At 70.2% G+C, this 13107-nt stretch carries 15 protein-coding genes and 1 tRNA gene; 10 read left to right on the forward strand and 6 right to left on the reverse strand.

All coding sequences use genetic code 11. The features are described from left to right. Nucleotides 1–16 precede the first annotated feature (16 nt). From HNR40_RS31015 to HNR40_RS31045, 7 genes are all read left to right on the forward strand, one after another. A complete protein-coding gene (locus tag HNR40_RS31015) occupies nt 17–346 on the forward strand; it encodes a PadR family transcriptional regulator (protein ID WP_184967558.1) in 330 nt (109 codons plus the stop codon). Further along, nucleotides 343–1314: a hypothetical protein gene (locus HNR40_RS31020; protein ID WP_184967560.1), complete on the forward strand. Its 972-nt coding sequence runs from the start codon at nt 343–345 to the stop codon at nt 1312–1314. The genes HNR40_RS31015 and HNR40_RS31020 overlap by 4 nt, the downstream gene beginning before the upstream one ends. Before the next feature lie 40 nt (nt 1315–1354). Then, on the forward strand, nt 1355–2149 hold the full coding sequence (locus HNR40_RS31025; RefSeq protein ID WP_184967562.1) for a uracil-DNA glycosylase: 795 nt from the start codon (nt 1355–1357) through the stop codon (nt 2147–2149). A gap of 94 nt (nt 2150–2243) precedes the next feature. Then, nucleotides 2244–3560, forward strand: coding sequence for an NAD(P)/FAD-dependent oxidoreductase (locus tag HNR40_RS31030; protein WP_184967565.1), 1317 nt, complete (start codon nt 2244–2246; stop codon nt 3558–3560). Nucleotides 3561–3586: 26 nt separating this feature from the next. Further along, the gene (locus HNR40_RS31035; protein ID WP_184967567.1) at nt 3587–4099 is read left to right on the forward strand and encodes a glycine cleavage system transcriptional repressor; all 513 of its coding nucleotides are present in this window, start codon (nt 3587–3589) and stop codon (nt 4097–4099) included. Nucleotides 4100–4183: 84 nt separating this feature from the next. Then, complete coding sequence (locus HNR40_RS31040; protein ID WP_221341056.1) at nt 4184–4708, forward strand: peptide deformylase; 525 nt, start codon at nt 4184–4186, stop codon at nt 4706–4708. A 49-nt stretch (nt 4709–4757) separates the two neighbouring features. Next, nucleotides 4758–4830 (forward strand) — tRNA-Leu (locus HNR40_RS31045). Nucleotides 4831–4886: 56 nt separating this feature from the next. Here HNR40_RS31045 and HNR40_RS31050 read toward each other — a convergent pair. Then, nucleotides 4887–5540 carry a class I SAM-dependent methyltransferase gene (locus HNR40_RS31050; protein ID WP_221341057.1) on the reverse strand — a complete coding sequence of 218 codons (654 nt, stop codon included), beginning with the start codon at nt 5538–5540 and terminating at the stop codon, nt 4887–4889. A gap of 140 nt (nt 5541–5680) precedes the next feature. On the opposite strand from HNR40_RS31050, the gene HNR40_RS31055 reads away from it, so the two are divergent. The 3 genes from HNR40_RS31055 to HNR40_RS31065 all read left to right on the forward strand — a co-directional run bounded on the left by HNR40_RS31055 (nt 5681) and on the right by HNR40_RS31065 (nt 7352). After that, nucleotides 5681–6475, forward strand: coding sequence for a Bax inhibitor-1/YccA family protein (locus tag HNR40_RS31055; RefSeq protein ID WP_184967571.1), 795 nt, complete (start codon nt 5681–5683; stop codon nt 6473–6475). Between the two features lie 157 nt (nt 6476–6632). Beyond that, on the forward strand, nt 6633–6866 hold the full coding sequence (locus HNR40_RS31060; protein WP_184967573.1) for a DUF4287 domain-containing protein: 234 nt from the start codon (nt 6633–6635) through the stop codon (nt 6864–6866). 75 nt (nt 6867–6941) lie between these two features. After that, complete coding sequence (locus HNR40_RS31065) at nt 6942–7352, forward strand: PPOX class F420-dependent oxidoreductase (protein WP_184967575.1); 411 nt, start codon at nt 6942–6944, stop codon at nt 7350–7352. 475 nt (nt 7353–7827) lie between these two features. On the opposite strand, the gene HNR40_RS31070 is transcribed toward HNR40_RS31065, so the two are convergent. From HNR40_RS31070 to HNR40_RS31090, 5 genes are all read right to left on the reverse strand, one after another. Continuing rightward, on the reverse strand, nt 7828–9075 hold the full coding sequence (locus HNR40_RS31070) for an acetyl-CoA C-acetyltransferase (protein WP_184967577.1): 1248 nt from the start codon (nt 9073–9075) through the stop codon (nt 7828–7830). A 56-nt stretch (nt 9076–9131) separates the two neighbouring features. Then, complete coding sequence (locus tag HNR40_RS31075) at nt 9132–10178, reverse strand: serine hydrolase domain-containing protein (RefSeq protein ID WP_184967579.1); 1047 nt, start codon at nt 10176–10178, stop codon at nt 9132–9134. A 77-nt stretch (nt 10179–10255) separates the two neighbouring features. Beyond that, nucleotides 10256–10627, reverse strand: coding sequence for a DUF8711 family protein (locus tag HNR40_RS31080; RefSeq protein WP_184967580.1), 372 nt, complete (start codon nt 10625–10627; stop codon nt 10256–10258). Between the two features lie 57 nt (nt 10628–10684). Next, the gene (locus HNR40_RS31085) at nt 10685–12025 is read right to left on the reverse strand and encodes an outer membrane protein assembly factor BamB family protein (RefSeq protein WP_312896573.1); all 1341 of its coding nucleotides are present in this window, start codon (nt 12023–12025) and stop codon (nt 10685–10687) included. A gap of 61 nt (nt 12026–12086) precedes the next feature. Beyond that, nucleotides 12087–13070 (reverse strand): SGNH/GDSL hydrolase family protein, encoded by a 984-nt coding sequence (locus HNR40_RS31090; protein WP_312896574.1) that lies wholly within the window; start codon nt 13068–13070, stop codon nt 12087–12089. Nucleotides 13071–13107: the final 37 nt, after the last annotated feature.

Consider the following 13107-nt stretch of genomic DNA (forward strand, 5'->3'; position numbering starts at 1 on the left):
CAGTAGTGTGCATCGCGTGGATAGCAGCCAGCTTCTCAAGGGCGTGCTGGACCTGGCCGTGCTCGCGGTGCTCAGCGAGCGCGACGGGTACGGCTACGACGTCGTGCGCAGGCTCAGGGACGCCGGGCTCGACGAGGTCGGCGACGCCTCCGTGTACGGCACGCTGCGCCGCCTGTTCAAGGCCGGCGCGCTCAACTCCTACGTGGTCGCCTCCGACGAGGGCCCGCACCGCAAGTACTACGGGCTGAACGAGGTCGGCCGCGACACGTACGCGGCGCAGGCCAAGACCTGGACCACCTTCTCCGCCACGATGGCGAACCTGCTCACGGAGGGGAGCGCACGATGACCCCGGCCCAGTACGCGCACGCCGTACGCGAGGCTCTGGCCGATCACCCCGATCGGGACGAGCTCCTCGAAGACCTCGACGACCACCTCGCGGAGATCGCGGAGGAGTCGGAGGTGCCGCTCGAAGAGCGGCTCGGGCCGCCGGCCGCCTACGCGGAGGAGCTTGTGGCCGCCTACGGGGGCCGCCCACAGAGCCCCCGCGAGCGCCGCGGGTTCGTCGCCCCCGCACGGGAGTGGCTGGGCCGCCAGCCGGCCTACCAGGAGGTCGCCGCCTTCATGCCGCAGCTGCGGCCGGGGTGGTGGGTCCTGCGCGGTTATGCGGCCGCCATGGGCGCGGTCTCGGTGATCGGGCCCGTGCGGCTCGTGCCGGGCAGCCCGGTGGACGTCCTGCTGGTGGTCGGGGCGATCCTCGGCTCCATCTGGTACGGCAGGCGCGCCTCCGGCCGGCTCCTGCGCGGCTTCACCATCGCGGCCAACGCCCTGGTCGCCATCGTGATCTTCGGCGGCCTGGCGACCGCGTCGAACTGGAGCACGCGGGACGAACACGTGGCCTACACCATGAACGGGTCAGTAGAGATGGAGCCCGCCGCGTTCGGCGACACCGTCTACAACATCAAGCCGTACGCCAAGGACGGCACCCCGCTGTCCGACGTCCTGCTCTACGACCAGGACGGCCAGCCGATCACCACCAGCCCGGACCGCTTCGGCTACCGCGTGGACCGCAGCTGCGGCGAGCCGGTGCTCAACCGCTTCCCGCTGCCGCTGATCGAGGAGGACCCCTACGAGGACGGCGGCCGGGCCGCGGCCCCGCCGACGGCGTCCACGTGCGCGGCCTTCAGGACGCCCGAGCCGAGCGCGACCGCGTCCGGGGCGCCGCTCCCATCGGTGAAGGCGTCGGAGCCCGCCACGGGCGCGCCGAGCCCGTCACAGGCGCCCACGAGCACGCCCAGCCCGTCCAAGAGCCGCTGAAGGACCGCCCGATCCCCGGTGATCGGGCACCATCGGTGTCATGAGCTTCGTACCTCCTGGCACCGGCTGGCCCGGCGACCCGGCCACCGCCGAGACGCCGGTCGCCCGCGATCCCGCGGACGTGCGCCGCCTCGCCGCCACCAGCAACACCCTCACGGAGCTCGCCGCCAGGCAGTCGGTCTGCCGCGCGTGCCCCCGTCTGGTGGCCTGGCGGGAGGAAGTCGCCGAGGTGCGGCGGCGCGCGTTCGCGACCGAGACGTACTGGGGGCGCCCGATCGCCGGGTGGGGCGCCTCCGAGCCGCGCGTGCTGCTGGTGGGGCTGGCGCCGGCGGCCCACGGGGGAAACAGGACGGGCCGCATCTTCACGGGGGACCGCAGCGGCGACTGGTTGTTCGCCTCGCTGTATCGGGTGGGGCTGGCCGTACAGGAGACCAGCACGCACGCGGGCGACGGGCAGGAGCTCGTCGGCGCGCGGATGATGGCGGCGGTGCGCTGCGCCCCGCCGGAGAACAAGCCGACGACGGGGGAGCGGGACGCCTGCTTCCCCTGGCTGGCCCGTGAGCTGGCGCTGTGCGCGCCGAGCGTGCGGGTCGTGGTGGCGCTGGGGGGATTCGCCTGGCAGGCGATGTGGCCGGCGTTGCGCGAGGCCGGTTACGAGCTGCCGCGCCCGCGGCCGGCGTTCGGGCACGGCGTCGAGGTGAAGGTCTCGCACGGCGAGACGCCGGTCACGCTGCTCGGCACTTATCACCCCAGCCAGCAGAACACTTTCACCGGCCGGGTCACCGCGGAAATGCTGGACGACGTCTTCGCCAGGGCCCGCGAACTGTCGGTGTGACGCGCGCCATGCCCAGGGGATTGGCGTTTTCCCGAGGCGTCGGCGTAAGCTTGTGAATGCTTTCACAAGCATTCCACAAGGATGGGGCCTCAAGATGAACAAGCACATCTTGATTGTCGGCGGCGGTTACGTCGGCCTGTACACAGCGCTTCGGCTGCAGCGCAAGTTCCGCCGGGAACTGCGCGACGGCAGCGTGCGCGTCTCGATCATCGACCCCAACTCCTACATGACCTACCAGCCGTTCCTCCCCGAGGCCGCGGCGGGCAACCTCTCGCCCCGGCACGTGGTCGCCCCGCTGCGGCGGGTCCTGCCCAAGGTGCACATCCTGAACGGCGTGGTCACCAAGGTCGACCACAACGAGCGCACCGTCACCTTCCAGCCTCCGGAGGGCGGCCCCCGGGAGATCGCCTACGACGTCATCGTCATGGCCGCCGGCTCGATCTCGCGTACGCTCCCGATCCCCGGCCTGACCGACATCGGCATCGGCTTCAAGACCGTCGGCGAGGCCATCGCGCTGCGCAACCGCGTCCTGCACCTGCTCGACGTGGCCGAGTCGAGCGAGGACCCCGAGGTGCGCCGGCGCGCGCTCACCTTCGTCGTGGTCGGCGCCGGCTTCGCCGGGGTGGAGGCCCTGGCCGAGCTGGAGGACATGGCCAAGCACTCGACCCGCTACTACCGCAACATCAAGGCCGCCGACATCCGCTGGGTCCTCGTCGAGGCGACCGGCCGGGTGCTGCCCGAGGTCGGCCCCGAGATGGGCAAGTGGACGCTGGAGCAGCTGCGCGAGCGCGGCATCGAGGTGAAGCTGGAGACCCGCCTGGAGTCCTGCGAGGACGGCCACGTGGTGCTCTCGGACGGCACCGAGTTCGACGCCGAGACGCTGGTGTGGACGGCCGGCGTCAAGCCCAGCCCGATCGTGGCGGACGGCGGGCTCCCGGTCGACGAGCGCGGCCGGATCAAGACCACCACGATGCTCACGGTGGCCGGCGTCCGTGACGCCTTCGCCGCCGGTGACTCGGCGGGCGTGCCCGACGTGACCAACCCGGGCGAGTACTGCGCGCCCAACGCCCAGCACGCGGTCCGCCAGGCCAAGGTCCTGGCCGACAACGTCGTCCGCAGCCTGCGCGGGCAGGAACTGGTCGAATACCGCCACAAGTATGTCGGATCGGTGGCCGGACTCGGCCTTCACCAAGGCGTCGCCAACGTCTATGGGGTCAAGCTTCGCGGATTCCCTGCATGGTTCATGCACCGCACCTACCATCTGTCCCGGGTGCCCACGCTGAACCGCAAGGTCCGCGTCGTCGTCGACTGGACTCTCGCGCTCTTCTTCAAGCGCGAGACGATCTCGCTGGGCGAGATGGAGCACCCGCGCGACGGGTTCAGGGCCGCGGTGGCGACCATGCGCCGCTAAGGCGTGAGCGAGAAGGAGATCCTGGGTTGGGGCTCTCAGCGGTGACCGTGCTCGGCGTGGACAGGCCCGGCGTGATCGCGGCGGTGACAGGGGCGCTCGCCGAGTGCGGAGCGAACATCCAGGACTCCACGATGACCCTCCTGGGGGGTCATGTGGCGATGATGCTGCTCGTCTCGGGCGAGCTCGACACCAGAGAGCTGACCCGTCACCTGTCGCAGCCCGAGGTGGTGGTGACGGTCTCGGCGGTCGAGGCCAGGCGCGACTTCGGCAGTCCCGGCACCGGCATCGGCTACGTCCTGACCGTCCACGGCCCCGACCGGCCGGGCATCATCTCGGCCGTCAGCGCCGTGCTCGCCTCGGTCGGCGGCAACATCACCGGCATGAGCACCCGCCTCACCGGCCGCCTCTACGTGCTCATCGCCGACGTCGACCTGCCCGCCGAGGTGGACGTGGCCGGGCTCATGCGCCGCCTGGCCGCCGTGGGCTCCGGGCTCGACTCGGAGATCACCTTCCGTCCCATGGAACCGGATCTGCTGTGAAGACGGGGATTCCATCACCGCCCACCCACCACAGGAGGCCAGAGTGCCGGTCCGTGCCGCGTTTCCGTCCCGCCGGGGTGTGTGGTGATCGCCGGCGAGGGCGCGGTCAGGGAGATCCTGCTGGCGCCGCACCCGTCCTTGTCGCGTACGGCGGAGCCGGTCGAACCGGCCGACCCCGCCGTGCTGAGCGCGGCCGGAGACCTGCTGGCCACGCTCCGTAAGGAACCGTCGGGCGCCGGCCTGGCCGCCCCGCAGATCGGGTTCTCCTGGCGCATCATCGCCTTCGACGCCCGCCGCCACCCGCGCAGCCGCTCGGCAGCGGGTGAGACCGTCCTGGTCAACCCGAGGCTGACCGAGGCCTCCCGCTGGGAGGACGGGCGCGAGGGCTGCGCCTCGATAGCGGGTCTGACCGGCGACGTCTCCCGCGCGACCCGCATCGTCGTCGAGGGCGTTCTGCCGGGTTCGGGGGAGTTCGTCACCATCGAAGCTGATGCCTTCGAAGCCCGGTGTATTCAGCACCAACTGGACCATCTGGACGGTCTGCTGTTCCTGGACAGAGTGCCCGGAGTGCTATCACTTCACCGCAGACCTCACAGTTGTGACGCCTGATACAAAGTTGTGCTCCTCGGAGGCATGGTCCCTTTCGTATGATTGCGGCGCCCCCGTAGCCCAATGGCAGAGGCAAACCCCTTAAAAGGGTTGTAGTGCGGGTTCGAATCCCGCCGGGGGCACCGCCCATTTCCAGCCTCTGACCTGCAAAGACACGCCGGGTGAATTCTCTGTGTAATTAAGAACTCCCATATACGTAAGCGCCGCGCTTCGTCAGCGTCAGCGGGGTGCGCACCCGGGAGGCCCGCTCCCCGGCGTCAGCGGGCTCGACGAATCGGGTCACGAGGTAGTCGCGCACAGCCGCCCGATCGCCCAGCGTGACCAACGGGGCGTCCCACGACTCGACCTCCACCCGCTCGAAGACCTCGCCCACGAGAGCCGGCGCCTCCTCGGCGTCGAACGTGGTCGCCGCCGGCCGCCAGACCTCGGCCAGTTCCGGGGAGTCGGCGCGGCTGCGGGTGACCGCCACGAACAGCCCGCCAGGCCGCAGCACCCGCCGCGCCTCGCGGATGGCGAGGAGCGGGTCGGGCAGGTGGTAGAGCATGTTCACCGCCGTGACCGCGTCGAAGCACCCGTCACGGAACGGCAGCGCCGCCGCCTCACCCATTACCCGCGGCGCCGGATGCGCGCGCAGCATCGTCATCGACCCGTCCAGGCCGACGACCTGGGGCGACTCGGCCCGCAGGTTCCCGTCGCCGCAGCCGACGTCCAGCACCCTGGCGAACGGGCGCAGGCGCTCGGCCAGCCGTACATAGAGGGCGCGGGCGGCGGGCGAACGGGAGCCCAGCGCGAACCTGCGCGGGTTGACGTCATAGTCACGCGGAACGCTCACGACCTCCAGTGAACCCGGGAACTCCGCCCGCCCTCCACTCGTTATTGAAATCTCGAAAGCACATAGATCCGAGCGGGAGTTGACCTCTGCGACGCTCGGTCCCTTAGGCTGACCGCACTGGTCGCAGCGTGGAGGCAGCGATGCAAAGCAAGAACCCCGTGTTCAGCAAGTCCCGAAGTACCCAAGGGCAAGGTTGGGCAGGCCCGTCGGCGACGCCGCAGGACCTGCAGAACATGTACAACCAGCCGTCGTACGCTCCGCCGGCCAGCCCCGCATACCGGACGATGACCCTCGATGACGTCGTCATCCGCGGCTTCATCACGCTCGGTGTGCTCGTCGCGTCCGCGGGCGCCGCGTGGATCCTCGAGGTGCCCATCGCGGTGGCGGTGGTCTCGGCGATCATCGCGCTGGTCCTCGGCCTGGTCGCGTCGTTCAAGCAGAGCACCAACCCGGCGCTCATCCTTGGCTACGCGGTCTTCGAGGGTGTGTTCCTGGGCGCGCTCAGCAGCATCTTCGAGCAGCGCTTCCCCGGCATCGTGCTCAACGCCGTGATCGGCACCATGATGGCCTTCCTGGGCGTCCTGGCCGTCTACACGTTGCGCATCGTCCGGGTCACCCCGAAGCTGGTCAGGTTCGTCGTCGCCGCGGCGATCGGCGCGCTCGGCCTCATCCTGGTCAACTGGATCGCCACGTTCTTCATGCCTGGCGGCCTTGGCCTGCGCACCGACAGCTCGATCGGCATCATCTTCAGCGGCGCGATGATCCTTCTCGGCTGCTTCTTCCTCCTGCTCGACTTCGACTCCATCGAGCAGGGCGTCAAGCAGGGCGCTCCGGAGAAGTTCGCGTGGCAGTGCGTCTTCGGTCTGACGCTGAGCCTCGTCTGGATCTACCTCGAGGTGCTCCGCTTCGTGAGCTACTTCAGCGGCGACGACTGATCGACCAGGTCACAGCCGATCATTGAAGGCCCCGCCGACCGGCGGGGCCTTCTCTGTGTGCGACCGCAAAGTCACAAAACGCTTCCGATTTGGGGGTTGCACTTCACGACCTCGTGTTGCAGTGTCAAGCAAAGGACCCGAATCCGTGGAGGTGCCCATGTCCTTGAACCACTCACCGGAGACGCAGACAAAGCTCATCGCCAGGGTCCCGTCTATAACGGGGCGCGAACTCCCAGAGTGGTTCCAAGCGATCGACAACGGCCCGGCTTTCCTCAGGTGCGACGAGCGGGCCAACTGGCTTGCCGACGAGCACGGGCTGACCCACGGCTACGCCGCCGCGATCGTGTTCGAGCACGAGCGGCACCGCCGTAACCGGATGGGCTTCATCTAGAGAGCCCGAACCCCAACCTTCGCGCCCGTGCCCCCGGTACGGGCGCGCGCACGTGCCACGCGCGATCATGGGTCCATGGACCTGAACAAGGCACGCGACTTTCTCCGCACCCACCACAACGCCGTCCTCCTCACCCGGCACCGCGACGGGCGCCCGCAGATGTCCCCGGTGACCGTGGGCGTGGACGCCGACGGCCGCGCCGTCATCAGCACCCGCGAGACCGCCGCCAAGACCCGCAACATGCGCCGCGACCCCAACGTCGCCCTGTGCGTGCTCTCCGAACGCTTCTACGGCGACTGGGTCCAGATCGAGGGCCAGGCGGAGATCATCTCCCTGCCGGACGCCATGGACCCCCTGATCACCTACTACCGCGACATCTCCGGCGAACACCCCGACTGGGACGACTACCGCGCCGCCATGACCCGCGACCAACGCGTCATAGCCCGCATCACCCTGACCAAAGCCGGCCCAGACACCCACGGCTAACCACCGAACCCCGCCCACACCCCGGACTCCGCCGCCCCGGCCTTACGGCCGACCTCGACACATGCGGTTGACCCGGCGCTGCGCATGGCGCGCAGGGTTGGCGGCGCGGGACGACCAGGACCGCAAACGCCGGGCGGCGACTGACCAGAGCCGTGCCGAGGGTTGTCCAGGGCGGTGAGCGCCGGGTGAGGGGGCCGGAGGTGCGAGGTCATGGGGCCGGAGGTGTCGGTTCACGTGGGCCGGGGGTGTCGGGTCATGGGGCCGGAGGTGTTGGTTCACGTGGGCCGGGGGTGTCGGGTCATGGGGCCGGAGGTGTTGGTTCACGTGGGCCGTTGCGGTGGGGACCACGTCCGACGTGAGAAGCGACCCCCACGATCGACGCCCGCCGACGGCGGCGGGTGGCGTGGGGGCGGCTTCGCCGTAACGGATCAGAGAGAAGTCGGGGTGGCTTCGCCGTAACGGATCAAAAGGAGAGCTACGAGAGGCGCTCCAGGAGCATGGCCATCCCCTGGCCGCCGCCGACGCACATGGTTTCGAGGCCGATGGACCGGTCGTGGTGCTGGAGGCTGTTGATCAGGGTTGAGGTGATGCGGGCGCCGGTCATGCCGAACGGGTGGCCGACCGCGATGGCGCCGCCGTTGACGTTGAGGCGGTCCAGGTCGATGCCGAGGTCCTGGTACGAGGGGATCACCTGGGCCGCGAACGCCTCGTTGATCTCGACCAGGTCCACGTCCTCGATGGCCATCCCGGCGCGCGACAGCGCCATCTTGGACGCCTCGACCGGGCCCAGGCCCATGATCTCGGGGGACAGGCCGGTGACGCCGGTGGAGACGATGCGGGCCAGCGGGGTGATGCCGAGTTCGGCGGCCTTGGTGTCGCTCATGACGATCACCGCGGCGGCGCCGTCGTTGAGCGGGCAGCAGTTGCCCGCGGTCACGGTGCCGTCGGGGCGGAAGACGGGCTTCAGGCCGGAGACCGCCTCGTAGGTGGTGCCGGCGCGGGGGCCGTCGTCCTTGCTGACCACGCTGCCGTCGGGGAGGGTGACGGGCGTGATGTCCTTCTGCCAGAAGCCGTCGGCCAGCGCCTTCTCGGCGAGGTTCTGGGAGCGGACGCCGAACTCGTCCTGTTCGCGGCGGCTGATGCCCTTGAGCTGGGCCAGGTTCTCGGCGGTCTGTCCCATGGCGATGTAGATGTCCGGGACGGTGCCGTGGTGGCGCGGGTCTTCCCAGGTCTGGCCACCGGCGGCAAAGGTCGCGGTCCTGGCGCGGGCCTCGTCGAAGATCGAGTTCTCGAGCTTGGGCCGGGGCTGCTCGGTGTCCTGGGGCCACGGCACCGAGTCGGAGTTGCCGTTGACGAAGCGCGAGACCGTCTCGACGCCCGCCGAGACGAACACGTCGCCTTCGCCCGCCTTGATCGCGTGGAAGGCCATCCGGGTGGTCTGGAGCGAGGAGGAGCAGTAGCGCGTGATGGTGGTGCCGGGCACGGTGTCCAGGCCGAGCATCACCGACACGACGCGGGCCATGTTGAAGCCCTGTTCGCCGCCGGGCAGGCCGCAGCCCAGCATGAGGTCGTCGATCGTGGCCGGGTCGAGCTGCGGCACCTTGGCCAGTGCCGCCTTGATCATCTGCACGGTCAGGTCGTCGGGACGGATGTCCTTCAACGACCCTTTGAAGGCACGGCCGATCGGCGAGCGTGCGGTCGCGACGATGACAGCCTCAGGCATGGGAGCCCCTCCTCGGTTGGCATTCCCCAGAACTATATTTCAGTCGGGATCGCCTCTCAGCAGAGGGCCTTGGCGGCGATGCCGAACAGGTCGGCGGTGGAGGCCTTCTCGGTGCCGGGGTTCAGCGAGAGCGTCATCGTGGCGCCGTCGTCGGTGGTGAAGCTGAAGGTCAGGTAGCCGATCAGCTCGCCGCTGTGCCCCCACGCCGCCTTGCCGCAGGGCAGCGGGTACTTCTGCAGGCCCAGGCCGTAACCGAACCCGGCCTTGGTGTCCTCGGTGGTCCGCATCGCCGCCAGTGACTTCGCGCTGGTGAGCTTCCCGGTCAGCAGCGCCTTGGTGAAGCGGTTGAGGTCACGGGTGGTGGAGATCATCTCGCCCGCCGCGCCGTCCAGGGACGGGTTCATCCTGGTCGCGTCGGTCATCTTCCCGTCCACGGGCTCGTAACCGCGAGCGTGCGGGTACGGCACGCCCGGCCGGTCACCGGGCACCGACGTCTGGTTCAGCCGGAGCGGCCGCAGGATCCGCCGCTCCACCTCCTTGCCATAGGGCCGGCCGGTCACCTTCTCGATGATCATCCCGGCCACCACGTAGTTGGTGTTCGAGTACGACCACGCCTTGCCCGGCTCCCTGTGCCCGCCCTTGTCCGCGACCTTCAGCAGTCCGGCCGGCTCGTAGTGCCGGAAGCGGTCCTTGCCACGCCAGCGGTTGGTGGAATACCCGGCCTCGTGCATGTAGTCATATAGGCCGCTGGTGTGGTTGAGCACCTGCCGTACCGTGGCGGCGCCCTTGACCTGCTCGCCCAGGTAGGTGGAGACGGGCGCGTCCAGCCGGACCTTGCCCTCGTCCACGAGCTGCATGATCACGGTGGCGGCGAACGTCTTGGTGACGCTCCCGATCCGGAAGTGCCCGTCAGCCCTGGCCGGCGCCTTCGACCCGAGGCTTCTCGTGCCCGCGGCGGCCGTCCAGGTGCCCGCCTTGTTCTCCACCCGGATCAGCGCGGCCGTGGCCTTGTCGTCGGTGACCAGCTTGTCCAGCATGCCCTGGACCTCGTCGGCGGGCGTGGCGGCGGTGAAGGCGAGGGCGGCGATCAACAGTGTCTTCATGCCCGGAAACGCTACGAGCGGGCGGGCGGCGTTCCCATGAGGTGCGCCATCCGGTTGACCTGGGGTAAACCACAGGGCTAGTAGCCGCAGGCCCGGGTGACGACCTGGAGCGAGCGGGTGGTCTCCGTGCGGATCTTCTGGACGGCGGCGGGCCCGTCGGTGACCTCGATCTCCTGGTAGGAGCGGGACAGGGCGCCCAGCGCGTCGCTGAGCGTGGCGTTGCCGGACTTGACGCCGATGTTCTTCAGCCGCTCCGCCGCCGCGTCCAGGGCCTTGTCCAGCTCGGGTGGTTTGCCCGCCAGGCCGGGGATCCTCGTCAGGAGGTCGTCGGCGACCTTGGTGGCCTCGTCGCAGGCCTCGGTCGCGTTGAGGATGGCTCCTGCCTCCTGGATGGTGCCGCAGCCAGAGGCGAGCACGACCGCAGCGAGGACGGCCGAGAGTCGTCTCATGCGAGCGACCCTACCCAACCCGGTGCGGGGGCCGGTCCCGGAACCGGCCCCGGGGGACTATCCGTACATGCCGGGCGCGTTGGGGGTGCCGTCGTTGACGCCGTGGACGGCGCCCTTCTCATCGCGCCACATCCGCCAGCCCTCCTGGCTGCCGGTGAACCACGACGGCGGGGCCGACGAGCCGGGGACGCGCTTGCCGGCCGCCAGGTCGTACTCGCAGACCGCGGCCACAGAGTAGAAGCCGGGCGCCTGCCCGCGCAGCGGCAGCGGCTTGGGGTCGGTGACGCAGAAGCTCCAGCCGGTCTCGTCCTCGATCGGCAGCGGCTTGCCCGAGGCCAGGTCGTAGGCGGTGCCCTTGGTGTTGTGCTTGAGGAAGCCGAGCTTGTCCATGCGGTCGGGGAAGGCCAGCCACCAGCCGGAGCCGGGCACCTGGGTGGCGGTGATCTGGCCGACGACTCGGCCGCTGTCGGAGTCGAGGCGGGCGAAGCCGCCATAGGCGCCCTGCTGGTCGACCGGGCGGACGACGGGGGCGAAGCCGGGGTTGCCGCTCGGGTAGACGCGGACGACCGAGGGCCGCATCCAGTTGACGCTGCCGTCGCTGATCCGCATGGAGAACAGCCCGAACGTGGAGACCTTCTTCGTGCGCGGGTCGGTGTAGGGGGCGATGTAGCCGGTGAGGTTGTCGCCGGTGGCGCCGAAGGCCCAGCCGCCCGACATGTCGATGCCGGGGCCGAGTGCCTGCTCCAACGGCTGCTGCCACTGGAGCTTGCCGGTCTTGAGCTCGTAGGACTCGATCATGGGGTTGGCCGCGAGCCTCAGCAGCAGGACCCGGTTGGCGTCCGCCCACTCGACCTCGGCGATGCCGGGCAGCTTCCACATGGTCTTGCCGGTGCCGGGCTCGAGCACGACGACGCGGGCGCCGCTCAGCGCGGTGTGCTCCGACAGGCAGATGTACGGCCCGCAGCGCTGCGGCCCGAACGTCGAGTGCACCGGCCTGGCCCACTTCTGCTGCCCGGTGCGCCCGTCGCGGGCGATGAGGGTGGCGTTCCAGCGGGACTTCTTGGCCGGGTCGAGCGCGACCACCACGGGGCGGCCGTCGGCGGCCGGCACGATCGCGGGGGCCGAGACGCCCATGCCGGGCAGGCGTCCGGCCATCGTGGACGGGTACTGCCACAGCTTCTTGCCGGACTTCTGGTCGAGCGCGACGGTCTCGAGGTTGCCGTCTGGCTTCATGGAGGTGGTCGTGACGACGCCTCCGGCGGTGGCCATGCGGCTGACCGCGTTGACGTCGGTGTTGTGCCACGTGGGGAATTCGGCGGTGGCCGCGTCGCTGCCGGAACAGCCGGCGGCGGCGAGCACGGCGAGGGCGAGGGCCGGTTTCGTGAGAGGTCGGAGCACGAGGCTATCCATCTCCAGTGGGGACGGGGCGTGGCGGCTCGGCCTCGGAGGGTGACCGGGGTCAGGCGTCGTTGAGCAGCTCTCCCAGCCGCCGGCGGAACAACGTCACCCACTTTCCGTAGGGGCCGGTCGCCCGCCCGGCGACCCGGGTCGCGGTGACCTCGGTTCCGGGTTCCTCCGCGGCCGTGGCCGCCGCAAGGTAGATCGGTTGCAGTCCTTCGCCACGGACGGGTCGCGGCTCGGGCCACAACGCCAACGCAGCGCATACAGAAGGTAGCACCGCGTAAGCAGCCTGGGCGTAACCTCGGTCAGATGGATGGAAACGATCCGGTCCGAACATTTCGCCCGGGTTTGTTGCGAATTCCGGGCCGAGGATGTCGGCGAACGCGACCGTCCTGCCGCCCGCCTCGACCACGGCCACCGTCTGCGCGGCGGCCAGCTGGCGGCTCCACCGCCGGGTGACCCAGCGCAACGGCTGCGCCAGCGGGCGTACGGTCCCCAGGTCCGGGCAGGTCCCCACGACCACCTCGGCACCCGCCTCGCGCAGCCGGCGCACCGCCTTGGACAGATGCCGCACCGCCACCGCCGGCGGCGTCTGGGTGGTGACGTCGTTGGCGCCCACGAAGACGACCGCGATCTCCGGCCGCACCCGCAGCGCCTGGTCCACCTGATCGCCCAGGTCGGCGGACGGCGCCCCGGAACGGCCGAACACGTCGAGCCGCACCGGCCGCTCCGCCACGGCGGCCAGGCCGTGGGCGAGCAGCACACCCGGCGTCCTGCCCGGGTCGGTCATGCCGAGCCCGACCGAGGTCGAGTCGCCGAGCATGACGAGCCGCACCGGCTCGCCCGGAAAGTCCCCGTACACGCCGTCGGACGGCGGGCCCTCCATGCCGTGCGGACGGCCGATCACCTTGCGCGCGACCAGGCTCTCCGCCATCAGGAGTCCGTAGGCCGTGGCTCCCAGGGCCGTCAGCCCGCCGCCTCCGAGCGCGGCCGCGGCTGCGATCTTCCGCGCCGCCCGCGCCACCCCCGGTGTCCAGATCACGTAGCGTGCCCCCCTCGACCCCACTGGCGGTAGCGTT

It is taken from the genome of Nonomuraea endophytica, assembly GCF_014203235.1.
Lineage (GTDB): Bacteria > Actinomycetota > Actinomycetes > Streptosporangiales > Streptosporangiaceae > Nonomuraea > Nonomuraea endophytica.

Bases quoted from the DNA above. Each gene is read 5' to 3' on its own strand.
- HNR40_RS31020 (WP_184967560.1), top strand. From the start codon at position 343: ATGACCCCGGCCCAGTACGCGCACGCCGTACGCGAGGCTCTGGCCGAT.
- HNR40_RS31025 (WP_184967562.1), top strand. From the start codon at position 1,355: ATGAGCTTCGTACCTCCTGGCACCGGCTGGCCCGGCGACCCGGCCACC.
- HNR40_RS31030 (WP_184967565.1), top strand. From the start codon at position 2,244: ATGAACAAGCACATCTTGATTGTCGGCGGCGGTTACGTCGGCCTGTAC.
- HNR40_RS31055 (WP_184967571.1), top strand. From the start codon at position 5,681: ATGCAAAGCAAGAACCCCGTGTTCAGCAAGTCCCGAAGTACCCAAGGG.
- HNR40_RS31060 (WP_184967573.1), top strand. From the start codon at position 6,633: ATGTCCTTGAACCACTCACCGGAGACGCAGACAAAGCTCATCGCCAGG.
- HNR40_RS31065 (WP_184967575.1), top strand. From the start codon at position 6,942: ATGGACCTGAACAAGGCACGCGACTTTCTCCGCACCCACCACAACGCC.
- HNR40_RS31070 (WP_184967577.1), bottom strand. From the start codon at position 9,075: ATGCCTGAGGCTGTCATCGTCGCGACCGCACGCTCGCCGATCGGCCGT.
- HNR40_RS31075 (WP_184967579.1), bottom strand. From the start codon at position 10,178: ATGAAGACACTGTTGATCGCCGCCCTCGCCTTCACCGCCGCCACGCCC.
- HNR40_RS31080 (WP_184967580.1), bottom strand. From the start codon at position 10,627: ATGAGACGACTCTCGGCCGTCCTCGCTGCGGTCGTGCTCGCCTCTGGC.